This window comes from Actinoplanes sp. NPDC049681 (genome assembly GCF_044465265.1).
In the GTDB taxonomy this organism is placed as follows: domain Bacteria; phylum Actinomycetota; class Actinomycetes; order Mycobacteriales; family Micromonosporaceae; genus Actinoplanes.
In genome coordinates, this window is the sequence record NZ_JBITLP010000002.1 from 518,022 (window position 1) to 539,751 (window position 21,730).

At 71.9% G+C, this 21,730-nt stretch carries 24 protein-coding genes; 11 read left to right on the forward strand and 13 right to left on the reverse strand.

Annotated features, from left to right (window positions below; all coding sequences use genetic code 11):
• Nucleotides 1-4 precede the first annotated feature (4 nt).
• The 3 genes from ACIBO8_RS07815 to ACIBO8_RS07825 all read right to left on the reverse strand — a co-directional run bounded on the left by ACIBO8_RS07815 (nt 5) and on the right by ACIBO8_RS07825 (nt 1,345).
• Nucleotides 5-553, reverse strand: coding sequence for a hypothetical protein (locus ACIBO8_RS07815; RefSeq protein ID WP_396114338.1), 549 nt, complete (start codon nt 551-553; stop codon nt 5-7).
• A 60-nt stretch (nt 554-613) separates the two neighbouring features.
• Nucleotides 614-865, reverse strand: coding sequence for a sigma factor-like helix-turn-helix DNA-binding protein (locus tag ACIBO8_RS07820; protein WP_396114339.1), 252 nt, complete (start codon nt 863-865; stop codon nt 614-616).
• A gap of 117 nt (nt 866-982) precedes the next feature.
• A complete protein-coding gene (locus ACIBO8_RS07825; protein ID WP_396114340.1) occupies nt 983-1,345 on the reverse strand; it encodes a YciI family protein in 363 nt (120 codons plus the stop codon).
• A gap of 178 nt (nt 1,346-1,523) precedes the next feature.
• Here ACIBO8_RS07825 and ACIBO8_RS07830 point away from each other — a divergent pair, with 178 nt between their 5' ends.
• Nucleotides 1,524-1,964 (forward strand): hypothetical protein, encoded by a 441-nt coding sequence (locus ACIBO8_RS07830; protein WP_396114341.1) that lies wholly within the window; start codon nt 1,524-1,526, stop codon nt 1,962-1,964.
• On the opposite strand, the gene ACIBO8_RS07835 is transcribed toward ACIBO8_RS07830, so the two are convergent.
• Complete coding sequence (locus tag ACIBO8_RS07835; RefSeq protein ID WP_396114342.1) at nt 1,948-2,346, reverse strand: hypothetical protein; 399 nt, start codon at nt 2,344-2,346, stop codon at nt 1,948-1,950. The two genes, ACIBO8_RS07830 and ACIBO8_RS07835, sit on opposite strands and share 17 nt — an antisense overlap.
• Nucleotides 2,347-2,508: 162 nt before the next feature.
• Here ACIBO8_RS07835 and ACIBO8_RS07840 point away from each other — a divergent pair, with 162 nt between their 5' ends.
• Both ACIBO8_RS07840 and ACIBO8_RS07845 read left to right on the forward strand, forming a co-directional pair.
• On the forward strand, nt 2,509-2,934 hold the full coding sequence (locus tag ACIBO8_RS07840) for a YciI family protein (protein ID WP_396114343.1): 426 nt from the start codon (nt 2,509-2,511) through the stop codon (nt 2,932-2,934).
• Nucleotides 2,935-2,955: 21 nt separating this feature from the next.
• On the forward strand, nt 2,956-4,230 hold the full coding sequence (locus ACIBO8_RS07845; protein ID WP_396114344.1) for an RNA polymerase sigma factor: 1,275 nt from the start codon (nt 2,956-2,958) through the stop codon (nt 4,228-4,230).
• On the opposite strand, the gene ACIBO8_RS07850 is transcribed toward ACIBO8_RS07845, so the two are convergent.
• Nucleotides 4,206-4,538 (reverse strand): hypothetical protein, encoded by a 333-nt coding sequence (locus tag ACIBO8_RS07850; RefSeq protein WP_396114345.1) that lies wholly within the window; start codon nt 4,536-4,538, stop codon nt 4,206-4,208. The genes ACIBO8_RS07845 and ACIBO8_RS07850 overlap by 25 nt on opposite strands.
• Nucleotides 4,539-4,678: 140 nt before the next feature.
• On the opposite strand from ACIBO8_RS07850, the gene ACIBO8_RS07855 reads away from it, so the two are divergent.
• From ACIBO8_RS07855 to ACIBO8_RS07870, 4 genes are all read left to right on the forward strand, one after another.
• Nucleotides 4,679-5,002, forward strand: a complete 324-nt coding sequence (locus ACIBO8_RS07855) for a YciI family protein (protein ID WP_396114346.1) — start codon at nt 4,679-4,681, stop codon at nt 5,000-5,002.
• Nucleotides 4,999-6,219, forward strand: coding sequence for an RNA polymerase sigma factor (locus ACIBO8_RS07860; protein ID WP_396114347.1), 1,221 nt, complete (start codon nt 4,999-5,001; stop codon nt 6,217-6,219). The genes ACIBO8_RS07855 and ACIBO8_RS07860 overlap by 4 nt, the downstream gene beginning before the upstream one ends.
• Nucleotides 6,220-6,640: 421 nt before the next feature.
• The gene (locus ACIBO8_RS07865) at nt 6,641-7,048 is read left to right on the forward strand and encodes a hypothetical protein (RefSeq protein WP_396114348.1); all 408 of its coding nucleotides are present in this window, start codon (nt 6,641-6,643) and stop codon (nt 7,046-7,048) included.
• A gap of 11 nt (nt 7,049-7,059) precedes the next feature.
• Entirely contained in the window at nt 7,060-7,284 is a 225-nt protein-coding gene (locus ACIBO8_RS07870) for a helix-turn-helix transcriptional regulator (protein ID WP_396114349.1), read from the forward strand.
• 2 nt (nt 7,285-7,286) lie between these two features.
• Here ACIBO8_RS07870 and ACIBO8_RS07875 read toward each other — a convergent pair whose 3' ends face one another.
• Nucleotides 7,287-8,195 carry a hypothetical protein gene (locus tag ACIBO8_RS07875; protein ID WP_396114350.1) on the reverse strand — a complete coding sequence of 303 codons (909 nt, stop codon included), beginning with the start codon at nt 8,193-8,195 and terminating at the stop codon, nt 7,287-7,289.
• Between the two features lie 307 nt (nt 8,196-8,502).
• A complete protein-coding gene (locus tag ACIBO8_RS07880) occupies nt 8,503-10,758 on the reverse strand; it encodes a tetratricopeptide repeat protein (protein ID WP_396114351.1) in 2,256 nt (751 codons plus the stop codon).
• Between the two features lie 227 nt (nt 10,759-10,985).
• Between ACIBO8_RS07880 and ACIBO8_RS07885 the strand changes: the two genes are divergently transcribed.
• On the forward strand, nt 10,986-11,537 hold the full coding sequence (locus tag ACIBO8_RS07885; protein WP_396114352.1) for a fascin domain-containing protein: 552 nt from the start codon (nt 10,986-10,988) through the stop codon (nt 11,535-11,537).
• Nucleotides 11,538-11,597: 60 nt separating this feature from the next.
• On the opposite strand, the gene ACIBO8_RS07890 is transcribed toward ACIBO8_RS07885, so the two are convergent.
• Nucleotides 11,598-13,421: an AMP-dependent synthetase/ligase gene (locus ACIBO8_RS07890; RefSeq protein ID WP_396114353.1), complete on the reverse strand. Its 1,824-nt coding sequence runs from the start codon at nt 13,419-13,421 to the stop codon at nt 11,598-11,600.
• A 226-nt stretch (nt 13,422-13,647) separates the two neighbouring features.
• Between ACIBO8_RS07890 and ACIBO8_RS07895 the strand changes: the two genes are divergently transcribed.
• Nucleotides 13,648-14,865, forward strand: coding sequence for a S8 family peptidase (locus ACIBO8_RS07895; protein ID WP_396114354.1), 1,218 nt, complete (start codon nt 13,648-13,650; stop codon nt 14,863-14,865).
• Nucleotides 14,866-14,958: 93 nt separating this feature from the next.
• Here ACIBO8_RS07895 and ACIBO8_RS07900 read toward each other — a convergent pair whose 3' ends face one another.
• From ACIBO8_RS07900 to ACIBO8_RS07915, 4 genes are all read right to left on the reverse strand, one after another.
• Nucleotides 14,959-15,687 (reverse strand): PepSY domain-containing protein, encoded by a 729-nt coding sequence (locus tag ACIBO8_RS07900; RefSeq protein ID WP_396114355.1) that lies wholly within the window; start codon nt 15,685-15,687, stop codon nt 14,959-14,961.
• Nucleotides 15,688-15,775: 88 nt separating this feature from the next.
• Nucleotides 15,776-16,555: a class I SAM-dependent methyltransferase gene (locus tag ACIBO8_RS07905; protein ID WP_396114356.1), complete on the reverse strand. Its 780-nt coding sequence runs from the start codon at nt 16,553-16,555 to the stop codon at nt 15,776-15,778.
• Nucleotides 16,556-16,577: 22 nt separating this feature from the next.
• Nucleotides 16,578-17,846 (reverse strand): sensor histidine kinase, encoded by a 1,269-nt coding sequence (locus tag ACIBO8_RS07910; protein WP_396114357.1) that lies wholly within the window; start codon nt 17,844-17,846, stop codon nt 16,578-16,580.
• Nucleotides 17,843-18,526: a response regulator transcription factor gene (locus tag ACIBO8_RS07915; RefSeq protein ID WP_396114358.1), complete on the reverse strand. Its 684-nt coding sequence runs from the start codon at nt 18,524-18,526 to the stop codon at nt 17,843-17,845. The genes ACIBO8_RS07910 and ACIBO8_RS07915 overlap by 4 nt, the downstream gene beginning before the upstream one ends.
• 102 nt (nt 18,527-18,628) lie before the next feature.
• On the opposite strand from ACIBO8_RS07915, the gene ACIBO8_RS07920 reads away from it, so the two are divergent.
• Together ACIBO8_RS07920 and ACIBO8_RS07925 are read left to right on the forward strand one after the other, a co-directional pair.
• Entirely contained in the window at nt 18,629-19,123 is a 495-nt protein-coding gene (locus tag ACIBO8_RS07920; protein WP_396114359.1) for a hypothetical protein, read from the forward strand.
• A gap of 4 nt (nt 19,124-19,127) precedes the next feature.
• Complete coding sequence (locus tag ACIBO8_RS07925; protein ID WP_396114360.1) at nt 19,128-20,522, forward strand: PLP-dependent aminotransferase family protein; 1,395 nt, start codon at nt 19,128-19,130, stop codon at nt 20,520-20,522.
• Here the strand turns inward: ACIBO8_RS07925 and ACIBO8_RS07930 are convergent.
• Nucleotides 20,417-21,691 carry an APC family permease gene (locus ACIBO8_RS07930; protein WP_396114361.1) on the reverse strand — a complete coding sequence of 425 codons (1,275 nt, stop codon included), beginning with the start codon at nt 21,689-21,691 and terminating at the stop codon, nt 20,417-20,419. The genes ACIBO8_RS07925 and ACIBO8_RS07930 overlap by 106 nt on opposite strands.
• Nucleotides 21,692-21,730 lie beyond the last annotated feature (39 nt).

Consider the following 21,730-nt stretch of genomic DNA (forward strand, 5'->3'; position numbering starts at 1 on the left):
CGGGTCACCGACCCGATCGAAGGATCTTGTCAGTGCTGCCGAAGCTGACGTGCAACGACCAGCCGGTGGTCGTGGAGACCAGGTCGGCCCGGGTGATCCGTGCACCGCGGGGCTCGGGACAGGGCTGGCCGACCGTCGGCGGCACGGAGGTGCCGGAGATCCCCGCATGCGGGCCGGCGATCCGGAAGCCGACCAGGCGGGGGCGTTGACCGTAACCGTCGGGCGCGCCGCGGCGCGTCGTACGGACCACGCGGTCGGTCAGCTCCAGCCGGCCGAAGTCGCGCTGATGCTCCACCGAGAAGGAACCCTTGCCGCACGACACCGAGTACGTGTCCTGCGTCCAGAAGTCATGGCTGAAGACGAGCCCGGCGGCCCGGTCCGCGAGCCGCGCCTCGCTCCATCCGAAGGCCTTCCGTACGTCTGCGGCATCGGCGAAGCCGGACTGGGAATCCGGGTCGTACCGTACGGCTGCCGCGGCCGGGACGGCGTACCCGAGACCGGTGGTCAGGGTCGCACCGGCGACGGCGAGCTGGAGGATGCGGCGCGAGAACATCGGTGATCTGACTCCTGGGCTTCGATCTTCGGCTGCTACCGCAACCAACGATCATGCCGGTCAGACGGCGTGCCCGGCCTTGAGATCGTCGACGGAGCCCGTTTGCACGAGGCGATGGGTCGCCATCATCAGGGACAGGCCGCGCATCGCTCGGTAGAGCAGCGCGTTCGCGGCGGCCGGTGCGAGGCCGAGCTCACCCGCCGCCTCGCGGGTCGTACGGCCTCGGAAGTACGTCGCAACGAGGATTTCCTGCTGGGGGGCCGGGAGGCTGCGCAGCATGAGTTCCACGGGGTGGGCATGTCCGGTCAGCATCTCCGCACTCTGGTCACCGCTGAGGCGCATCTCCAGTGCGCACCTGCGACGTAGTTGCCCGGTTACCGGCGGCGAAGAAATGAGGCCGCCGGCATCCGGGCCGGTGCCGATGAACGGTCAGGCTCCCCGGAGCATCGCGTCCGTCTCCGGATCGGGTAGGAGCTCCCGCACCTCCTGCGCGCAGCGGCAACTGGCGGCAACCTTGGCAGCCCATCGCAGGGCCTCCTCGCGCGAGGCCACGTCGACGACCACGAACCCCCCGATGACCTCCTTGGTCTCCGGGTACGGACCATCGCTGACGAGCCCGTCCGTGGCCACGACGCTCGCCCTCTGGCGCTCGAGCCCGGCGCCGAACACGAACACGCCGGCGTTCACGGCCTCCTGGATCACCGCGTGCGCGGCCTTCCCCACCTCGGGCCAGTCCTCGTCGGGGATGTGGTCCATCGCGCCGTCATCGAACGAAATCAGGTACCGCGTCATCCCACGACTCCCTCGTCCCGGCAGCCTCGTCCGGCCGCCCCTCGACTGTTCTACGAACGACCCACCCCGGATCCGACAACGATCACTTGCGTATTCGGCTGCCACAAGTCGTCAAGTCGCGGCTCGGACGGTCGAAAGGAGCGCCCGACCGGCCACCTCCGCGCTGTTGGAGCCGCACGTGACGCACGAATACCCGCAGCCCTACGCCGGCGCGTACCCGCAGCCGCAGCCTTACGGCGGCGCGTACCAGCAGCCTTACGGCGGCGCGTACCAGCAGCCTTACGGCGGCGCGTACCAGCAGCCTTACGGCGGCGCGTACCAGCAGCAGTGGTCACCGGCGCCCCAGCCCTTGCCGTACGGATATCCCGCCGCAATGCCAGCACCTGGATATCCGTACGCTCCTGCCGGGAAGGCTCCGGGTGTCGTACTGATCGTCTTCGCCACCCTGCTCTCCGGCATCCTCGGCCTGGCCCTGGTCGTCAACCGGACCGGCACGGCTCGCCGCATGGGCCTGCCGACCCGCCGCTACTGGCTGGCCTGGGCCATCCCGCTGGCCGTCTGGTTGCCGCTGGTGATCTACATCAATGTCTTCGCCGGCGACCCTAGCTGCTCCTGCTGAGCCGGGTGCGGGCCGCGCCACGCCGCGCTCGGGTCAGCCGCCGGACCAGCTGGACGAGGCCCAGCACCACGAGCGCCACACCCACGGGTTCCAGCACCCTGCCGGCCGCGATCTTCTCGGGCAGGTGGTGGGAGGCCTTGAGCTCGTCCTGCTTCCGGTCCATCCACTGCTGTGCGTCGATCGAAGACCCGGTGAAACGGTACGCCGACCCGTCGTCGTCGACGATTTCGGCGGTGGTCGCCCCGCCCGTGGAGCCGCTGATGGTGGCGTGCCAGGGCCAGCCTCCGTCGCGGAGCATGACGAGGGAGGCGCCGGCCAGGAGCGCAACCAGACCGAGTATGACCGTGAGTCCCGCACCGGCGGGTCGCTGAAGGATTTTCATGCCGACATCGTTTCGTGGCGCCGCGCCGTTGCCGTGAGTACGGAACCTCAACCCGCCGGACTCGCCGTGGCGGACCGGGGAAAAACTTCTGACAGGGTGTCGAGCGGGCCCACCGCCGTTCGACGCGTAGGTGAGAAGGCACCCTGACATGAGGAGACGACGATGCGGTTCATGGTGATCACCAAGGCCAGCGCGGAGAGCGAAGCCGGCGTTCTGCCCGCCACCGAGGACTTCGACACGATGGGGACGTTCATCGAGGAGCTGGTCGACGCCGGTGTGCTGCTGGCCGCGGAGGGCCTCCAGCCCAGCGCGACGGGCGCCCGGATCTACTTCGACGGCGACAAGAGGACCGTCGTGGACGGGCCGTTCACCGAGACCAAGGAGCTCATCGCCGGGTTCTGGCTGGTCGAGATGAAGTCGCTGGAGGAGTGCGTCGAGTGGTTCAAGCGCTGCCCGCTGCAGAGCACGGGCGGGGAGAACATCGAGATCCGGCGGGTCTTCGAGGCCGAGGACTTCGGCGAGAACTTCACCGCCGAGCAGCAGAAAGCCGTGGAGAAGCGGCGCGCGAAGGCCGCTGGGGACAACTGATCGGTGGGATAGTCGGGGGTCGTGGCCACTGACACCAACCGTGCGATCGAGGCCGTCTGGCGGATCGAGGCGCCGCGGCTCATCGCCGGGCTGACCAGGCTCGTCCGCGACGTCGGCGTGGCCGAGGAGCTGGCACAGGACGCGCTGGTCGCGGCGTTGGAACAGTGGCCGGCTGCGGGCGTACCCCAGAATCCGGGGGCGTGGCTGATGACGACCGCCAAACGGCGGGCCATCGACCAGTTCCGGCGCACCGAGACCTTCAAGCGCAAGATCGAGGAGGTCGCCCGGGGCCTCGAGCAATCCACCCCGGACATCGGTACGCTGATCGCCGAGGACGACGGCATCGGCGACGACCTGCTGCGGCTGGTGTTCGTGGCCTGCCACCCGGTGCTGTCCACGGAGGCCCGCGCCGCGCTGACCCTGCGGCTGCTCGGCGGCCTGACCACCGACGAGATCGCCCGGGCCTTCCTGGTGCCGGAACCGACCGTGGCGCAACGGATCGTACGGGCCAAGAAGACCCTGGCGAAGGCGAAGGTGCCGTTCGAGGTGCCGCAGGGCGACGAGCTGGCGGCCCGGCTCGCCTCGGTCCTCGAGGTGGTTTATCTGATCTTCAACGAGGGCTACTCGGCGACCGCCGGCGACGACTGGATGCGGCCGGCCCTCTGCGAGGACGCCCTGCGGCTGGGCCGGATCCTGGCCCGGCTGGCCCCGCGCGAGCCCGAGGTACACGGCCTGGTGGCGCTGATGGAGATCCAGGCCTCCCGGGCGGCCGCACGTACCGGCCCGGCCGGCGAGCCGATCCTGCTGGCCGACCAGAACCGCGCCCGCTGGGACCAGCTGCTGATCCGGCGCGGCCTGGCCGCCCTCGAACGGGCCGAGGCGCTGGTCGACGGGGAGCCCGGCCCGTACGTGCTGCAGGCAGCGATCGCCGCCTGCCACGCCCGCGCCCGCCACTTCGAGGACACCGACTGGCAGCGCATCGCCGGCCTGTACGACCGCCTGGCCCGGGCAGCACCGTCCCCGGTCGTCGAACTGAACCGGGCGGTGGCGCTGTCCATGGCGTTCGGTCCGGAGACCGGGCTGGCGCTGCTGGACCAGCTGATGTCCTTCCCGGAGCTGCGGAACTACCACCTGCTGCCCAGCGTGCGCGGCGACTTCCTGACCCGGCTCGACCGGCACGCCGAGGCGCGGGCGGAGTTCGAGCGGGCGGCATCGCTGACCCGCAACGAAAGGGAACGGACGCTGCTGCTCAATCGCGCCGCCGCCTGCGATCAGCCGGTGCGTACGGACGGCTGAAACGGCATGGAGGCGGGTGGATTGCTGCCCTGGATGGTTTGCCAGCCCCGGGCGGTGTCGCCTGTCCTCAGTTCCGCCGTGCCGGAACCGACGAGGTCGACCAGCGCGGTGTGCGCCGGATCGAGCTGCTCGACCGGCCGGCGGTAGAACTCGATGCCGGCCAGCCGCAGGTCGATGGGTGCACCGGAGCCGACGATGCGGTGAAAGCGTGCGCCGATCCGGGCCGGCCCGCGTAGGCAGCGCACGACGACGGCCGCCCGGGATCCGTCGACGCTCCGAACGTCGTCGATCTGGAGTTCCACGTCCACCAGGTCGCCTCTCTGTCGCACCCGTCATCGAACGGCCGCGAGAGAATCGGGGAGGCGGTGTCGGATCCGGGTGACGCTGTTCGTTGTCCGGATGAGCAGCTGCCCATCGGGGCCGCCCGAACCACAGGAGATGATCTTAGATGCAGTACCTGGTTTCTGTGATCGCCGACGAGACCCACACGGCTACCCCGGACGAGATGGCGGCCATCGACATCTTCAACGAGCGGCTCCGGGCCGGCGGGCACTGGGTCTTCGCCGGCGGCCTCGCGGGGCCCGGCGCGGCCACCGTCATCGACAACCGGGGCGGGGAGGCGCTCGTGACCGACGGGCCCTTCGTGGAGTCGAAGGAGTACCTCGCCGGCTTCTGGATCATCGAGGCGTCCGACCTGGATGTCGCGCTCGAGCTCGCCACCGACGGATCGAAGGCGTGCAACCGCAAGGTCGAGGTGCGGCCGTTCCTGTGAGCGCGAGCGAGGCGATCACCCGGGCTCATCACCAGGAGTGGGCTCGGGTGGTGGCGGCCCTGACCAGGCGTTTCGGTGATCTCGACATCGCCGAGGAGGCGGTGGCGGAGGCGTTCGCGGCCGCCGTCGAGCGGTGGCCGGCTGACGGCGTACCTCCGAATCCCGGTGCCTGGCTGACCACGACCGCGAACCGCAAGGCGATCGATCGGGTCCGGCGGGAGAACAAGCGCGACGAGAAGCAGAGGGAGGCTCGGATGGTGTACGCCGATCCGCCCGAGCCCCTGGGCGCCATCGACGACGACCGGCTCCGGCTGATCTTCACGTGCTGTCATCCGGCGCTCGCGATGGAGTCCCGGGTGGCGCTGACGTTGCGGATGGTCGGTGGCCTGACCGTCGCCGAGATCGCTCGCGCCTTTCTGGTGCAGGAGGCCGCCATGGGGCAGCGGATCACCCGGGCCAAGGGCAAGATCAAATCGGCGCGCATCCCCTACCGGGTGCCCTCGGCCGAGGACCTGCCGGCGCGCGTGTCCGGTGTCCTCGCGGTGCTCTTCCTCATCTTCAACGAGGGCTATCTGGCGAGCGGCCCCGGCTCCGATCCCGTACGCCACGAGCTGACCGCCGAGGCGATCCGGCTCACCCGGCTGATCCGGGCGCTCATGCCGGGCGACGGTGAGGTGGCCGGCCTGCTGGCGCTGATGCTCCTCACCGAGGCACGGCGCACCGCCCGGGTCTCGCCGAGCGGCGAACTGATCTCCCTCGGTGACCAGGACCGCGGGGCCTGGGACACGGCGCTGATCGCCGAGGGGCACCGGCTGGTGCGCGAGCGCCTGGCCGCCGGTGTGGCTCCGGGGCGCTACCAGATCCTGGCGGCGATCAACGCCGTGCACACCTCGGCCCGCGATGTGCGCGACACCGACTGGTCGCAGATCGTGGCCCTGTACGACCAGCTTCTCCGTATCGACCCCTCGCCGATCGTCGCCCTCAACCGGGCCGTCGCGGTCGCCGAGCTGGACGGCCCGGAGGTGGCGCTCGCCGTCGTCGACCGGCTGGAGGAGCGGCTGGCCGGATATCACGCCTACCATGCGACCCGCGCCGAGCTGCTACGCCGGCTGGGACGCAGCGCGCAGTCGCGTGCGGCGTACGACAGAGCCATCGAGCTGGCCGGCAACACCGCCGAGACCGCCTACCTCACCCGCCGCCGGGACCAGTTGCGCTAACCCCGGTGCCGGTCGAAGAACCCTCGTACGTAGTCGCGTTGCGCGCGAAGGGCGTGACGCGGGTCGAGACAGCCGATCGCTTGCGTCACCTGGCCGGGCTGAGGCCGACGACCGGCGCCGGCTGGGGCAGCAGCGTTTCCAGGTCCGTGAACGAGGTGTGGGTCCGGCGCGCCCACGTGGGCGTGCGTGGTCGGCAACTCCAGGGCGCCGGCCGGAATGCCTTGGTCCCGCTCGAAGAAAGGTACGGCCCCCGGCGACATCCAAGGGGCCTGCTGGCAGCCACGGGCGGCGCGCGCGTCGTCCTGCCAGGATCGCGGTGCGTCCGGTCGACCAGATCGTTCGACACCAGCGAATGTAAGGTTCACATTCCATCTGGTCAAGGATGCTTTACTTTTTGGAAGGGATCTCTTACCTTCTTCCCATGGCTAAAGAGGCACAGCAGGACCAGGTGACACGTGCGGCCCGCCGCGCTGTCCTCATCGACGGCATACCCGTGGCGACCCTCGGCGTGGTCGCCCTCGCCCTGGGCAGCAACCCCGATCAGACCTCCGCCCAGAAGGCGTGGTGGATAGCTGCCACCGCCGTGTTCTCACTCGCCGTGGCCTGGGTGCTGGTGCGAGCGTTCCGGCGCGCGGACGAATACCTGCGCAGGATCCAGCTGGAGAGCATGGCCATCGCCTTCGCGGCGGTCCTCGTCGCCCTGCAACTGGCGACCCTGCTCGACGCGGCGGGCGTTCTCGCGCTTCACCAGCTCGCACAGCTCATCCTGATCGGCGGAGTGGCGCTCTGGCTGACGATCGCCGACCTGCGTACCCGTTTGCACCGCTGAAGGGCCGCGCCATGAAGAACCGACTGCGCGAGCTGCGTGCCGCTCGACGATGGAGCCAGGCGGACCTCGCCGACCGGTGCCGGGTCTCCCGGCAGGCGATCAACGCCATCGAGACCGAACGGTACGACCCCAGCCTGCCCCTGGCCTTCACCATCGCCGACGTCTTCGGCCTGGCCATCGAGGAGATCTTCCGTCCCGACGGGGCACGGGCGACGGATGATTCAGCGCCTCGCTGAGCTCAGTCCTCCGTGCTGAGGTCGTCGAGGTCGACGGCGTTGATGAGCGCGGTGATCTCGGGTTCGCCGGTCAGGTCGAGCGGACTGAGGTCCTTGCTTCGTCCCTTCTGAACCATCAGTTTTTCGTGCGCCGCCGCATCGAGGATGGCTGTTGCGTCGGCCTCGTGCCAGCGCACTCCCTCCAGCGCTCGCCGAGAGACGGACACGGCGGCCAGGCAGGGTGTGTTCGGTCGTCCGTACGGGTCTCGGCCGTCATTGCGCAGCACTATCACTCGGGCGGCATTGAGGCCCGGAGCCACCGCGAATGCTTCGGGCAGCGTGACGAGAACCTGCCCGCAGACGAACTGCTTGAAGAAGTCCGCCCGGTCCGCCTGCGTGATCTTCTTCAACGACAGGTTGCCGGCAGCCGTGCGGCCAGGCATCTGCTCCGGGATCGCCTGCGACGCTGCCGGCACCACCACGACCAGGGACACCTCGTCCGCGATGACACCTACGGCGGCGGACGCGGCCTCATTGTCCTCGAACGCCTCGGCGAGCGTCTGCAGGACCGTCCCGGGGTCGTTGTTGATCAACGCCTGCCACTGCTGGTCGAGGGTGTGCTGCCACGCCGCCTGCTGACCCTTGAGCGCCGCCCACTGCCGCGCCACCTCCGCGTCCGCCCAGGCCGCCGCCTGGTGCTTCGCCGAGGCGCGTTCGGCCCGCTTGAACACGCCGATGCCGGCCAGGGCCTGCTTCTCGAAGTGCTGGTAGATCGCTCCGCGGTCGGGCGGGGTGGGTTCGGGTGCGACAGGCCTGACGGCAGCGGGGAAGTCCACCCGGTGCAGATTCACGATGCGCAGGAAGGCGTCCGCCAGCTCCTGAGCCTTGGCCGCGCGGTCGGCCTGCGCGGCCTGCCGCTGCTGCGCCGCCAATTGCCGCTGGTAGGCAGCCTGGGTGGAACCACCACGGCTACCGCCTCCGCGTCGGCCGCCCCCGAGTGACATGGAGAAACCGACCGGCCCCACTCCGGTCGACACACCGGTTCGGCCTCCGCCGATGTGCACACGTGCCGCGCGAGGGCCGATGCTTGTCCGGACACCGCGCGACGAGGCCCTGATCCGAATCCCCGGAGCGAGCTTCACGGAAAATCCCACGCACAAGACCCTAGGAGGCGTCCCGACTGCCCGGGGTCAGCCACGCGGCCTGTCTCCGCCACCATCCGATCGAGAGGGTCGCGGCTCAGTCGAGGCCGGCGAGTCGCACGCGTAGTCCTTCGGCGTCGGCGTGGCCGAGGGCGGTGAGGATGTCCAGCGCCGCGGTCCAGGTCGTGCGGGCGTCGGCGGTACGCCCCAGGGCCAGCTGGCTGTCGCCGATGTGGGACAGCACCAGTGCCTCGTTGTACCGGTCGCCGTTGTCGCGGTGCAGCGCTGCCGCCTGTTCGTACCGCGCGACCGCCTCGGCGTGGTCACCGTTGCTGCTGTACGCGTATCCGAGGGTGTCCAGTGTGGCCGCTTCGCCGTCCCGGTCGCCGAGCTCGCGCAGCAGGGCGAGGGCCTCGATCCCTGAGCGCAGGGCGCCGTCGTGGTCGCCGGCGCGGGCCCTGTACCAGCTGAGGCCGCTCAGGGATCTGGCTCGGAAGGTGCGGTGGCCGGCCTCGGTGTAGAGCCGCAGGGCCTGTTCGCCGTGGTGCAGGGCGGTGCCGGGCCGCCCGTTCGCGTCGTCGATGCGGGCCAGGTTGCTGTGGACGTGGCCCGCGCCCACCTGGTCGCCCAGGCGGTCGTACGCGTCCAGGGCCAGGCGGAAGTGCTCCTCGGCCGCGGCCTGTTCGCTCGTGCGGATGTGCACCACCGCCATGCCGAGGTGTGCGCGTGCCTGCAGGGGCAGGTCGTCGCGGCGCTGTGCCACGGCGAGGGCGGCGCGGTGGCCGTGCAGTTCGTCCTGCCAGAGGCCGCGCAGGTAGGCGAAGGACACGAAGGACTGGCACCACGGGTCGACGTACGCCTCGAATCCCGGCTCCATCGCGACGTCGAGCATGGCGAGCAGCACGGCGTGGTCGGCGGTGAACCAGTCCATGGCCGCGTCCCGGTCGGCGGGGGAGAGCCGGACCGCCCCCGGCAGGCCGTCCGGCACTGTCACCTCGTCCCGGTGCGGCAGCAACAGCCGGGCGCAGGTCGCGGCGGTGCCCACGTAATGGTCGAGGGCGCGGCGCAGTGCGGCCGTGCGGTCCTCGGTGGTCTCCTCCGCACCGGCGAGCTCGGCCGCGTACGCCCGCAGCAGGTCGTGGAACTCGTAGCGGCCTCGCCGGTGTTCGCGCAGGAGGTGGTTGTGGACGAGCTCGCTGAGCAGCGGGCGGACCCCGGTCGTGCCGGCGCCGGTCAGGCTCGCCGCCGCCGCGGCCGTGACGTCGGGTCCGGGATGGATGGCGAGCAGCCGGAAGAGGCGGGCGGCCGGAGCCGACAGGTTGCGGTACGACCAGGAGAAGACCGCGCGGATGTCGGTGCTCGTGTCGCCCACGGCGAGGCCGTCGAGCGCCCGCGCCGGATCGTCGATCTCGGCCGTCAGGTCGCCCAGGGTCGAGCCCGGCTGGGCGGCGAGCCGGGCGGCGACCAGCGCCAGCGCGATCGGCAGCCGCGAGCAGCGGTCGATGAGGCGGTCGACGGAGGCCGGCTCGGCTGCCACCCGCTGCTCGCCGAGACGCAGGGCGAGCAACTCCCGCGCCTCCGCCGTGTCCATCGGGGACAGGGGGAGCAGCCGGGCGGCGTCGCTGACCACCAGGCCGGTGAGGCCGTTGCGGCTCGTGACGAGCACGCGGCAGGCGGGGCTGCCGGGCAGCAGCGGGCGGACCTGATCGGTGTCCACGGCGTTGTCCAGCACCACCAGCATCCGCCGCGGTGCCAGCAGCGACCGGTACAGGGCTGCGCGGCCGTCCCGGTCGGCGGGGATGCGCTGCGCCACCACTCCGAGCGCGTCGAGGAAGCCGTACAGCACGTCGGCCGGGTCGGCGGGGGAGAGGGACGGGTCGAAGCCGCGCAGGTTCACGTACAGCTGGCCGTCCGGGAAGTCGTCGGCGGCCGCGTGCGCCCAGTGGAGCGCGAGGGTGGTCTTGCCGACGCCGGCGGCCCCGACCACCAGCACGACCGGGTCGATCGCCGCGCCCACGGCTGTCAGCTCTGCCGTCCGACCGGCGAAGCCCGCCACCCGGGCCGGTAGTTGCGCCGGGCGTATCCGGGGCGCGAGTGTCGCGGTGCGGTCGGGGGCCGCGGGAGCGGCGTGGCCGCTGTTGCCGGCACGGGCGGCGCGCTGGAATGCCCGCCGATCCACATCGGACAGCTGCAGCGCGCCGGCGAGCAGCCGCACGGTGCTGGCTCGCGGTGTCGCCACCCGGCCGGCCTCGATCTCGCGCAGGTGCCGGACGCTCATGCCGGCTTTCGCGGCGAGCTCCTCCTGCGTGATCATGGCTTTGGTGCGGTAGGCGCGTACGACCTCGCCGAACATGGGCCTCCCCCGAAACCGCCGGTAAACCGCCGACCTTCAGCCTGTCGGCATCGTATCGACGACTGACAAAGTCGTGGCATCGGGCCGGGCGCCTTCCCGGTCAACGAACACGAGGGGACTCACCATGAACAAGGCATTGGCAGGTGTCGCGCTGGATTCGACCGCGACCGGCGGCAAGTGGGACAACCGCATCAGCGGCGCGCGCGTCTGCTGAGGAGGGCCGACTCGTGAGAACCGGTCTCGCTGCTCTTCTTGCGGTCGTCGCGTTGGTCGTCATGCCGACCGCGGCCCGCGCCGCGCCCGCCCGGCCGGCCCTGGCTGCCGGCACCCAGTGCAACTTCAACGATCCGATCACCATCCGGGCGACATGGAACGGCAAGTACGTCTCCACCGAGAAGGACTACACGGGCAGCAACGCCGGCATGCTGCGGGCCCGTGCCGACGCGGTGGGGCCGTGGGAGATCTACTACCTGTGCTGGAAGGACGGCTGGGCCTGGAACGAGTACGCGTTCCTGTCCGCGGCCAACAACAAGTTCGTGACGGCGGAGTTCGACTATCAGGGCAGCAACGACGGCATGCTGCGCGCGCGGGCCGACGACCCGGACGTCTGGGAGCGGTTCGCCTGGAACTACGGGATCAACGGTAGCCAGCTGCAATCCACCTGGACGGGCCAGTACGTCTCGGCGGAGCACGACTACACCGGCTCCCGGAAGTCCATGCTGAGGGCGCGGGCCGGCGTCGCCGGCGTGTGGGAGCAGTTCGTCATCACCTGGATGTAGGCACGGAACACAGCGATGCCCGGGACGATCGCGCCCCGGGCATCGCTGACGTGCTGATCGTCAGATCTGAGCGAGCGAGCCCGCGTACATCTTGTCGATCTGCTCGGCGAAGTTGGCCTCGACGCCGCGCCGCTTGATCTTCATCGACGGGGTGATCTCGCCCTGCTCGATGCTGAGGTCGCGGGGGAGGATGGCGAACTTCTTCACCGTCTCCCAGCGGTTCAGCTTGCCGTTGAGCTCCTCGATGTAGCCCGCGACCAGCTTCTCGGTCTCGGGCGCGGCGACGATCTCGGCGTAGCTCTTGCCGGCCAGCGGGCCGCCCGCCGCCCAGGCCGCGATCGCGTCCTCGTCGAGGCTGATCAGCATCGTGACGAAGTTGCGGGCCTGGCCGACCACGACCGCCTGCGACGTGTACGGGCACACCGCCTTGAACATGCCCTCGATCGCCGACGGCGCGATGTACTTGCCGCCCGACGTCTTGACGAGGTCCTTCTTGCGGTCGGTGATCCGCAGGAAGCCGTCGGCGTCGAGCTCGCCGATGTCGCCGGTACGCAGGAAGCCGTCCTCCGTGAACGCCTCCGCGGTCTCCTGGGGCAGGTTGTGGTAGCCGCGCATGACCGGCTTGCCGCGGACCAGGATCTCGCCGTCGGTGTCGATGCGGCATTCGAGGTCGCCGAGGGGCCGGCCGACCGTACCGATCTTGAGCTGGCCCATGCTGTTGACGAAGTTGGCCGCGCTGCTCTCGGTGAGGCCGTAGCCCTCCCGGATCGGCAGGTTGGCCGCGGCGAAGAACTCGGCGATGTCGCGGCTCAGCGGGGCCGAACCGGACACCAGCACCCGCAGCCGGCCGCCCAGCCGGTCCTGCAGCTTGCTGAAGACGAGCTTCTCGGCGACCGCGTACTTGGCCTTGAGCGCGGCGGGCAGCGGCTTGCCCTCCTGCTCGAGCGCGACCTTCTGCCGGCCGGTGGCGACCGCCCAGCCGAAGATCTTGGCCTTCAGGCCGCCCGCGCTGAGGGCGGTGGTGACGGTCTTGTTGTAGACCTTCTCGAAGATGCGCGGCGCCGCGCACATCAGCGTCGGCTTGACCACGGCCAGCATGTCGACGAGCTTGTCGACCCGGCCGTCGATGTACGTCGGCACGCCCACATGCAGTATTCCGCAGAGCAGTGACTTGCCGAACGAATGCGACAGGGGGAGCCACAGGTACTGCAAGTCGGTGGACTCGAACAGGCCCAGCCCGGCCTGCGCGACGCCCTCCCAGCACCAGCCGCCGTGCAGCAGCTGCACGCCCTTGGGGCGTCCGGTCGTGCCGGAGGTGTAGATGAGGGTGGCGAGGTTGTCCGGGCCGAGCGAATCCGCGATCCGCTCGATCAGGTCCGGCGTGTCCGCGAGTGCCGCCCGGCCGCGCTCCTCGAGCTCGGCGAGGGTGATCTGGGGCGGCTGGGCGGACGCGTCCGCGAGACCGTCGATGAGCACCACGTGGTTGACCGAGGTCTGCGCGCCGGCGAGCTTCAGCGCCTGCTTCGGGTTCTCGGCGACGAGGATCTTCGAGCCGGAATCGGCGACGATGTAGGCCGCGTCCTCCGGCTCGGTCGTCGGGTAGACCGTGGTGGTCGCGCCGCCGGCGCAGTTGATGCCGAGGTCGACCAGCGCCCACTCCAGCCGGGTGTTGGACAGGATCGCGACCCGGTCCTCGAGCGCGACGCCGAGACCCACCAGGCCGGCCGCGATGGCCTTGGCCCGCTCACCCACCTGCGACCAGGTCAGCCAGGTCATCCCGGTGTCGTCCGCGGTCGGTACGGCGAACGCCTGGCCGTTCGGAGTGGCCTGCACACGCTGCAGGAACATGTCCGGGATCGAGCGGTAGGGAACCTCGAGAGCCATCGGCGCCGCCTCTTTGCGTCTATGGGGGTTACAGCCGTGTTACCGAAGAGTATTGCCAGGAAGCGGCGGACGGAAGTGTGGCCCGGCCTCGGATCAAGATCCTAGTCACGGCTGTGACGTGGGCCGCACGGCCGGGAATCTTGATATGGCTCATTCGATATAGAGGGTCATCGACGTCATGGCCCTACTGTTCTTCTCATCGGAGCAGGCGCGAGAGAGGAAAAGCATGGCGATTCGACGTCCCCGACGCAGCCAGATGCTGGCCGTCGGTCTGCTCGCTCTGGCCACCTCTACCGCCGCGACGGCGACCCCCGCCGCGGCCGCCCCGACCACCGGCCAGGTCCGCCTCGCCGGTACCGCCGAGGCCATCCCCGGAAGTTACATCGTCGTTCTCAAGGACTCCGCGGTCGGCGGCAAAGCCGGCAGCCGGACGGCGGTGGCGGCCGTCGGCGCCCGGTCCGGCGCGCTCGCCCGCAGCTACGGCGGCTCGGTCAAGCAGACCTTCGGCGCCGCGCTCAACGGCTTCGAGGCCACGCTCAGCGAGCCCGCGGCCAGGCGGCTCGCGGCCGACCGCGACGTCGCGTACGTGGAGCAGAACCAGCGCGTCTCCCTGCTGACCACGCAGACCGACGCCACCTGGGGCCTGGACCGCATCGACCAGCGCAACCGGCCGCTGAGCACCACCTACACGTACTCGCAGACGGCGTCGAACGTGACCGCGTACATCATCGACACCGGCATCAAGTACACGCATTCCGACTTCGGCGGCCGGGCCACCTTCGGCTACGACGCCGTGGGCAGCGGGGGCGTGGACTGCAACGGCCACGGCACGCACGTGGCGGGCACGGTCGGCGGCACCACGTACGGCGTCGCCAAGCAGGTCCGGCTCGTCGGGGTGCGGGTGCTGAACTGCTCCGGATCCGGCACCACCGCGGGCGTCGTGGCCGGCGTGAATTGGGTCACTCAGAACGCCCGCAAGCCCGCCGTGGCCAACATGAGCCTCGGAGGCGGGGCCAGCACCGCCCTCGACAACGCGGTCGCGAGCTCGATCAGCTCCGGTGTCACGTACGCGCTCGCGGCCGGCAACTCGAACGCCAGCGCGTGCAGCACGTCGCCGGCCCGGGTCGCCTCGGCGATCACCGTCGGTGCCACCACGAACACGGACGCTCGCGCGTCGTACTCGAACTACGGCACCTGCCTGGACATCTTCGCGCCGGGTTCGTCGATCACCTCCGACTGGTACTCCAGCAACACCGCCACCAACACCATCAGCGGCACCTCGATGGCCTCGCCGCACGTCGCCGGCGCCGCGGCCCTCGTCCTGTCGGCCAACCCCGGCTACAGCCCCACCCAGGTGCGCGACACGCTGGTCGCCAACGCCACCCCCAACGTGGTGACCGGCGCGGGCTCCGGCTCGCCGAACCGCCTGCTCTTCGTGAGCTGACAAACCAGCGGTGCCCGGGCCTCAGAGACCCGGGCACCGCTTTTGACATGTACGGCCGTTAACGCCCGGCCTTCCGCACCGGGGCCGGCGGGATCAGTCGTCCGACCCGCGCCCGCGCCCACCCCGGTCGTCGGCCTGGGTGTCGTCCGCGCCGTGGCCGCCACGCCGGCCGCCCTTGTCGTCGGCCTGGGTGTCGTCCGCGCTGTGGCCGCCGCGCAGGCCGCCCTTGTCGTCGGCCTGGGTGTCGTCCGCGCTGTGGCCGCCGCGCAGGCCGCCCTTGTCGTCGGCCTGGGTGTCGTCGCTGCCCCGGCCCCGGTCGTCGGTGCCCTTGTCGTCGCGGCCACGACCGCGGTCGTCGGTGCCCTTGTCGTCGCTGGTGCTGCCGCTACGGCCCTTGCCGGCGTCCTGACGGTGCCGGACGACCGCCCCGGTGGCCTGGTCCACGTCGATGTCGTGCTCGACCGAGCCCTTGAGCACCTCGACGTCCCACACCGCGCGGCCGTGCTCGATCTCCTGCTCGACCTTCGTGACCCGCCCGCCGCCGGCCGCCCGGATCGCGATGACCTTGGCGGCGTCCAGGCTGATGGCGCCCGCGCCGGCCGGGGAGGAGGTGCTCGGAGCAGTCGTGTTCTTCGAGTCGTCGGTCGCGTCGTGGCCCGAGTCGTCGGCCGCCGGGGACGAGGTGACGACGTCGCCGTTCGGCAGCATCGGCACCGCGCCGGACGCGTCGTCCGCGCCGTCCGAGGCGAGGGCCACGCCGCCGAGGGCCAGCGCGAAGACCGCGCCGGCGGCCAGGGTGGAAGCGGTGCGAAGCCTGTTCATGGGTTCCTCCGGATGTCGTCGTCGTGGTGACACCTAGAAGGTCCCTCACCAGGCCCTATGGGGGCGCTGTGCGATCGCTAAGGCCGGGTTAAGGCCGGCGGTAGACCGAGATGTGGTCGCGGGATCCCGGGCCGAACGGGTCCCGCCGCCAGTTCTCCCACCGCGCCTCGAGGGTGAGCCCGGCCCCGGCGGCCAGCTCGTCGATCTGTTCCGGCCAGCGGTAATGCATGCCGAACGGCTTCACCTCGACGCCGCCGTCGCGGAACGTGATCGTCTGGCGGACGAAGGTCTGCGCCTCGCGGTCGTAGCGGTGCAGCCGGATCGACGCCGACTCCTCGGTCACCGACCACACCTGCACCTGCTGCTCGTCGCGGTCGAAATCGGCCGGGTCCGGCACGAACGCCTCGATCACGAACGCGCCGCCAGGCGCCAGCACCCGGGCGACGTTGCGGAAGCAGTCCTCCTGGCGGCCCGCGCCGGTCAGGTTGAACAGCGTGTTGAAGACGAGGTAGACGAGCGGGTACGGCCCCTCGACCGGCACGTCGGCCATGTCACCGATGACCACCGGGATCGCCTCGCCGCCCGGCTTGTCCCGCAGCAGCGCCACCATCTCCGGCGACGCCTCGACGCCCTCGACCGGTACGCCGCGGGCGGCCAGCGGCAGCGCCACCCGGCCGCTGCCGATCGCGAGCTCGAGCGCCGGGCCGCCGCCAGCCAGCCCGGCCAGGAAGTCCGCCGCGGGCTCCGGATCCGGGTTGCCGGGCCGGTCGTACGTGGCCGCCCACTGCCGGCCGAAGAGTCCGGGGTCGTCCAGGATCGATGTCTTCAGCCCGTTCGTGGGTGGCGGCGGGGTGGTGGGAGGGGTCATGGCCCCCACACCACCAGAGCCGTCAGGTGGCCGGCAACGCATTTACGCCGGTGAGTTCCAGGCGTACCCGGGCGCCGCCGCGCGGGCCCGCCTCCACCCGCAGCGCCCCGCCCGACGCCTCGGCCGCGCGGCGGGCGATGTCCAGGCCCAAGCCGGTGGAGCCGCTGCCCGACGCGCCGCGCTGCAACGCGCCGGACGGGAAGCCGGGGCCGTCGTCGTCGACGATCAGCACGGCCCCGCCGCCGCGGCGGGGCGCCAGTGCCACACCGAAAGCGGTGCCGTCTGGCGTGTGCGCGAACACGTTCCCGAGCAGGGCGTCGAGCGCGGCCGCCAGCTCGTCGGCGGGGATCGCCACCGGGAGGGGACCGGACGGCAGCTCACGGCGTACCTCCCGATCCGTGTCCTCGGCCAGGACGGCCCAGAAGGCGACCCGGTCGGTGACCACCGCCGTCGCGTCGCAGGCCTGCCGCTCGCCGCCGCGGCGGCGAGCCTGCCGAATCACCGTGGTGACCGCCCGCGCGATCTCGTCCGCGGCCGCCGCGACCCGTTCGGCCTCGGCGGGATCGCGCAGCGACTCGGCCTCCAGCCGCAGCGCGGTCAGCGGCGTGCGCAGCCGGTGGGACAGGTCGGCCACCTGCTCGCGCTCCTCGCGCAGCAGATCCTGGATGCGCCCGGCGAGGTGGTTGAGTGCGAGCGCGACCTCGCGAACCTCCGGCGGTCCCGCGGGCGCCGCCCTCGCCGACAGCTCCGCGCGGGCCAGCCGGTGCGAGACGGCGGAGAGGTCGGCGATCGGGGCGACGAGCGTACGGGCCAGCCGGTCGGCGACGACGAGCCCGAGCACCACCAGCGCCAGGCCGAGCCCGGCCAGTGCCAGCCAGGAACGGGTCACGCCGCGGTCCAGCTCCGCCGTGGGAACGACCGTACGGACCACGTACGTGCCGCGGGTGCTCACCACGGGCACCACGAGTTCCCGGCCGGCGGCGGTGGCGACGGCGAAGGACTCGCGCTGCGCGGCGGCCAGCGCGACCGCCGGCGTGGCCGCGGCCTCCTGGCCGATCACCTCGCCGCTGGGCGCGAAGACGCTGACCGGCAGGGGCTGGCCCTCGACGGCGAGGGCCAGCTGCTCGGCGTCGGTGCCGATCAGCGGCACGATCGTCTGCAGCACCCCGTTGGCGCGGCTCATCGCCCGGTCCTCGGCCACCTGCCGCACGAGCAGGGCCAGGGGAACCAGGAACGCGATGAGGACCAGGCACGTCGTCGCCGCGACCAGCAGAGTCAGCCGTCGTCTCATGCGGGCCCGCTCAGGCGGACGCCCACCCCGCGCACGGTGTGCAGATAGCGCGGCTCCTGCGCGGTCTCGCCGAGCTTGCGGCGCAGCCAGGACAGGTGCACGTCGACGGTCTTGTCGGCACCGCCGTACGGGACCTGCCACACCTCGCTGAGCAGCTCCCGCTTGGTGACCACCTGGCCGGCCCGGGTGGCCAGGTGGTGCAGCAGGTCGAACTCGCGCGGCGTCAGATCCAGGGACTCGCCGTCCAGCGTGGCGGTACGCGCGCCGGCGTCGATGCGCAGCCCGCCGACGGTCAGCGCGGCCGGCTCGGCGCCGTTCGGGCCGCCGCGGCGCAGCACCGCCCGGATCCGCGCGTCGAGCTGAGCGGCGGTGAACGGCTTGACGATGTAGTCGTCGGCGCCGGAATCCAGCACCTGGACGATCTCCGTCTCGTCGTCGCGGGCGGTCGCCACGATCACCGGCACGGTGCTCACCGCGCGCAGCATCCGCAGCAGCTCGCGCCCGTCGAGATCGGGCAGCCCGAGGTCGAGCACGACCAGCTCGGGACGCTCGGCCAGGGCGGTCTGGAGCCCGTCCATGGCGGTGTGCGAGGCGGCGACCGCATGGCCCCGTTCCCGCAGCGCGCGCAGCAGCGTCGTCCGGATAGCCGAGTCGTCCTCGATCAGCAGCAGGTGGGCCACGCTCGCAACCTATCCCGCCGTACCGGTGGAATCGGGGCCCTTAACCCTCCTTTAGCGTGCCCGCGTGCCCGCCTTAGCGTCCGGACCGGCATAGTCGACCGGGTGAACCGTCGAACGCTGCTCGTGACCGCCGGCTGGGCCGGTGCGGCCGTCCTCGCCGTGCTGGTCGGCATCGCCGCGATCGGCGTCATCGGCGCCGACCTCACCGACGCCGGCAGCCGGCCCCGCTCCGAGGCCCAGGTGGCCCGGGAGCTGGCGAGCCTGCCGTCGTCCGTGCCGGCCGTCCCGTCCGCATCACCGTCGCGGCCGTCCCCGAGACCGACGGCGTCGGCCCCGGCCTCGCAGGGATCGGGCGACGCACCTGCCGCCGTCAGCCGGACGCTGGCCACGCGCGGCGGCACGGTCGTCGCCCGGTGCGCCGGCGGACGGCCCCAGATCGTGACCATGTCGCCGGCGCCGGGCTTCTCGCTGCACGAGCAGCACGGCGCCGAAGGGGAGTTCCGCAGCACCTCGGACAACCACGACCGGGTCAAGTTCGCGATCGCGTGCTCGGGTGGCCGCCCCACCCTGGTGCCGCACGCCGGCGGCGACGACTGACGGCGTGGACCTGGTCATCAGCCTCGACGGGGGCGGGGAGAAGACGGTACGGGTCTACCGCGCCCTGCGCGCGGCGATCGTCGACGGCCGGCTGCCCGAGGGGCACCGCCTTCCCGCGTCCCGCGTGCTCGCGGCCGACCTCGGGGTGGCGCGCAACAGTGTCGCGACGGCGTACGAGCGGCTCGTGGCCGAGGGCTACCTGGTGGCGCGGATCGGGGCGGGGACGTTCGTGGCCCCCGTACGCGACAAACCGGCTCCCCGGCGCGCCCCGGCCGATCCGCTGCGTCCCCGCGCGGGGTGGACGTTCACCCCGTTGCCCACGAGCGCCGAGGTGCCCGCCCCGCGGTACGACTTCCGCAGCGGCATCCCCGACGCTCGGCTGTTCCCGTTCGACACGTGGCGCCGGTTCGTGGCGGCGGAGCTTCGGCTGCACGCCCACGATCCGGGCGGGTACGCCGGCCCTTTCGGCCACCCGGCGCTGCGCTCGGCCATCGCCCGCTACCTCGGCTACTCGCGGTCGCTGCGGGTCGGTGAGGAGGACGTGCTCGTCACGAACGGGACCCAGCACGCGCTGGATCTGATCGGCCGGGTGCTGCTGCGCCCCGGTGACGTGGTGGCGGTGGAGGAGCCCGGGTATCCGCCGGCTCGGCGGCTCTTCGCCTCGCTGGGTGCGCGCGTGGTGGGCGTACCGGTGGACGGCGACGGCCTGGTGGTCGACGCGCTGCCGCGGGCCGCGCGGGTGGTCTACGTGACGCCGTCGCACCAGTTCCCGCTGGGCGGCGCGATGAGCCTGACCCGGCGGCACGCGCTGCTCGACTGGGCGGGGCAGCGCCAGGCCGCGGTGATCGAGGACGACTACGACACCGAGTTCCGGTACTCCGCCCGACCGCTGGAGCCGATGTACGGGCTGGACACCGCCGGACGCGTGCTGCACGTCGGCACCTTCTCCAAGACCATGCTGCCCAGCGTGCGGACCGGCTTCGTGCTCGCACCCGCTGCGTTGCGCCCGGCGCTGGGTGCGGCGCGGCAGCTCGGTGACGGGTACGGCCAGATCGCCGTGCAGGCCGCCCTCGCCCGCTTCATCGACGAGGGGCAGCTGGCGCGGCACGTGCGCCGGGCGATCAAGGCGTACGCCGGGCGCCGCGCCCGCATCGTCGCTGCCCTGAGCCGGCATCCCGGCCTCGAGGTCGTCCCGTCGTCGGCCGGCCTGCACGTGACCGCCCTGGCGCCGGAGTCGGCCGGGGTCGTGGCCGCGGCTGCCGCACGAGGGGTCGCCGTGGAGGATCTCGGCGCCTACGGCAGCGACTCGACCGGGTTCGTGCTCGGCTTCGGCGCGATCGATCCCGCGTTGCTCGACGAGGGACTCGAGATCTTCGGCGAGGTCCTGCGCGACGCGTAGGCCACGGCCCCGCCCGCGACGACGAGGCTCAGCAGCGCCGGCGGGCCGTTGAGCACCAGCAGGCCCAGGGTCGCCACGAACGCGAGGCCGGCGCCGCGCCGGGACCAGCCCGGCGGGAGCAGCTTGAGGGCGGCGGCCGTGCCGAGGACGTACACGAGGGTGAAGCACCCCGTCACCAGCAGCATGGCCGTGTGCAGGCTGATCGGCAGCGCGACGGAGACGATGCTGCCCGCGGTGACGACGGCGAGCGACCGGCGTGGCGTGCCGACCGGCCGGGCCGGCAGGGCGCCGTCGCGGGCGAGGGCGACCCCGAGCCGCGACGCCCCGGCGAGATACGCGTTGACCGCCCCGATCGTCAGCAGCACCGCGACCACGGCGGTGACGGCGCGCACCGGGCCGCCGATCCCGACCGCGAGCAGGTCGGCGAGCGGCGCCGGACTGTCACCCACGGCCGGCCCCAGCACGAGCACGCTGGCGGCGGCGACCGCCAGGTAGAGCACGCCCACGACGAGCACGGCGGCGGCGGTGGCTCGGGGCACGTCCCGCCGCGGGTCCCGGTAATCGGCGGAGAGCGACGACACGGCCTCCCAGCCGGCGAAGCCCCACACCAGGATCGCCGCGGCGGCGCCGACGCCGGCCCAGCCGTGCGGGGCGAACGGCGTCAGATTGCTCCAGCGCGCGTGCGGCAGGGCCGCGACGACGGTGACCACGAGCAGGGTGGCCAGGGCCGCGGCGAGGTAGAGCTGCACCCGCCCGGAGATCTGCAGCCCGAACCAGTTCATGGTGACGACGACCGCCATCACGAAGAGGAAGGTCCCCACGACAGCGGTCCGGCCGCCGCCGGTGACGTCCGCGACGTAGCCGCCCGCGAAGGCGGCGGCCGGCGGTGCGCCCAGCGGCACGGCGAAGTAGAAGCACCAGCCCACCGCCGCGGCGGCGCGCGGGCCGAAGGCGAGCCGGACGTACGTGGACACGCCGCCGCCGTCCGGGTGCCGGGCGCCGAGCGCGGCGAAGGTCCAGGCCAGCGGTGCCGAGAGCAGGATGAGGGCGAGCCAGGCGAGCAGCGAGGCGGGACCGGCCACCTGTGCGGCGAGCGCGGGCATCGAGATCACACCGGTGCCGAGGACGGCGCCGACGCAGAGGGCGGTGCCCTGGGCGCGGGTCAGCATGGCACCACCGTAGGGGCCGGATTGGCCCTACGTCCGGGC

Coding starts and splice junctions, on each gene's coding strand:
- ACIBO8_RS07890 (WP_396114353.1), bottom strand. CDS start 13,421: ATGGCTCTCGAGGTTCCCTACCGCTCGATCCCGGACATGTTCCTGCAG.
- ACIBO8_RS07930 (WP_396114361.1), bottom strand. CDS start 21,691: ATGCTGACCCGCGCCCAGGGCACCGCCCTCTGCGTCGGCGCCGTCCTC.
- ACIBO8_RS07910 (WP_396114357.1), bottom strand. CDS start 17,846: ATGAGACGACGGCTGACTCTGCTGGTCGCGGCGACGACGTGCCTGGTC.
- ACIBO8_RS07835 (WP_396114342.1), bottom strand. CDS start 2,346: ATGAAAATCCTTCAGCGACCCGCCGGTGCGGGACTCACGGTCATACTC.
- ACIBO8_RS07855 (WP_396114346.1), top strand. CDS start 4,679: ATGCAGTACCTGGTTTCTGTGATCGCCGACGAGACCCACACGGCTACC.
- ACIBO8_RS07825 (WP_396114340.1), bottom strand. CDS start 1,345: ATGACGCGGTACCTGATTTCGTTCGATGACGGCGCGATGGACCACATC.
- ACIBO8_RS07900 (WP_396114355.1), bottom strand. CDS start 15,687: ATGAACAGGCTTCGCACCGCTTCCACCCTGGCCGCCGGCGCGGTCTTC.
- ACIBO8_RS07865 (WP_396114348.1), top strand. CDS start 6,641: ATGGCTAAAGAGGCACAGCAGGACCAGGTGACACGTGCGGCCCGCCGC.
- ACIBO8_RS07840 (WP_396114343.1), top strand. CDS start 2,509: ATGCGGTTCATGGTGATCACCAAGGCCAGCGCGGAGAGCGAAGCCGGC.
- ACIBO8_RS07870 (WP_396114349.1), top strand. CDS start 7,060: ATGAAGAACCGACTGCGCGAGCTGCGTGCCGCTCGACGATGGAGCCAG.
- ACIBO8_RS07880 (WP_396114351.1), bottom strand. CDS start 10,758: ATGTTCGGCGAGGTCGTACGCGCCTACCGCACCAAAGCCATGATCACG.
- ACIBO8_RS07905 (WP_396114356.1), bottom strand. CDS start 16,555: ATGACCCCTCCCACCACCCCGCCGCCACCCACGAACGGGCTGAAGACA.
- ACIBO8_RS07895 (WP_396114354.1), top strand. CDS start 13,648: ATGGCGATTCGACGTCCCCGACGCAGCCAGATGCTGGCCGTCGGTCTG.
- ACIBO8_RS07820 (WP_396114339.1), bottom strand. CDS start 865: ATGCTGACCGGACATGCCCACCCCGTGGAACTCATGCTGCGCAGCCTC.
- ACIBO8_RS07815 (WP_396114338.1), bottom strand. CDS start 553: ATGTTCTCGCGCCGCATCCTCCAGCTCGCCGTCGCCGGTGCGACCCTG.